This is a genomic window from Brasilonema octagenarum UFV-OR1, assembly GCF_963888615.1.
Taxonomy (GTDB): Bacteria; Cyanobacteriota; Cyanobacteriia; order Cyanobacteriales; family Nostocaceae; genus Brasilonema; species Brasilonema sennae.
Window position 1 is genome coordinate 1 of the sequence record NZ_CAWPKW010000349.1, and the last position, 1,429, is coordinate 1,429.

Genomic DNA, 1,429 nt, shown 5'->3' on the forward strand with positions numbered 1-1,429 from the left:
GTCTATAAGCTTGTCGAAAGAATTCATCCGTAATTGGGGCAGACGAACCCACATTACTGGGAAAAGGGTTGCCGAGCATTATACCAGTGACCTCAACAGATTCACTGGCATTGATGGTGACACTGCCAGCGTCACCCGTTGCTAAAGTAGCAGAAGTAACAGTGCCGCCGTTCTGAATCACCAGTCTCGCTGTGTTGATAGTCAGTGCCCCAGCATTTCCAGTATTGTTGGCAGGAGAGGTCACAGCGCTTGGGTTGAAAAGAGGTGAACTTCCCCTTATTTCCACTGCTTCAGTTGCATTCACCGTCACAGTTCCACCCTTGCCAGTCCCAAGCGTAGTAGATGCTACAACTCCTCCATCTAAAAGATTTAACCGCCTGGTTGATACTGTTACCGTTCCCGCAGATCCAGAATTGAAAGCTATTGTAGAGAGGGCACTGAAAAAACTAGGATTAATCGGTGAAGATCCGCTTACTTGTACAGAATCAAAGGCATTCACTCTTATATTGCCTGCCTCGGTAGAACTGCGGGAGCCAGCAATGATTTGTGCCCCACCCCGTACCATCAACTGCTGAGTTGAAACTGTAACATCTGCTCCACGTCCAACCCCCACAGCTTCACTAGTCAATCCGCCAGGAAACCTGCCGTCTGGGCTGATTTCACTCACTTCTAAGGATTGGGCAGCATTAACCCTGATGCTGCCTCCTGCTTGATTCCCCTGGTTCTGAATCAACAGCAGTGAGCCATCCGCCAGCGATACCTGATTTCCCTGCACTTGAATCGAACCGCCACCACTGGCATCTCCTAACGCCTGTCGTGAGAGCCAAATATCACCAAAGCGCTGATTGCCTGAATAATCAAACGCAAAGCCAGAACTTGTAGAACTAAGGTTCACTTGCCCATCACGCACACTGCCCAATTCAATGCGTCCTTGCTCTGCCGTCAGCGTGCCGCCATCAATCGCTATATTCCCACCAATCAAGGCAAGAGTCTGACCTGCTGGTACCTGCAAGCCTGCTGTACTACTACCTCTAATAAGAGGGGAAAAAATAGGGACTGAAACTGATAGATCGTACCCATTCCCTTGCACCTCAATTCGCCCCGGATTGGCTCCCATCTGCAACCCGACTGGAACGCTGATAGTTAAGAGTGGTGTGGTTTGAGGATTCGTGGCGCTGTACTGAAAATTATCGGCAAAGTTAATGCTGTTGGCAGTTGTGGCAACAAAGGAACCCCCAATATTCAGTCGGGCATTCGGACCAAACAGAATGCCATTCGGATTGAGCAAAAACAAATTCGCTGTGCCATTTGCCCGAATCAAACCATCAATATTCGAGATTGAACCACCCGTGACACGACTAAAAATGTTCTGCACATCAGCGGCATTGTTGAAGTAAGCAGAACCGCCCGTTGGCACTGAAAACTGACT

At 49.1% G+C, this 1,429-nt stretch carries 1 protein-coding gene; it reads right to left on the reverse strand.

Features of this window, described 5'->3' with window-relative positions; genetic code table 11:
* The coding region (locus AC5590_RS31495) for a filamentous hemagglutinin N-terminal domain-containing protein (protein ID WP_169268988.1) at positions 1–1,429 on the reverse strand (1,429 nt) is incomplete at both ends.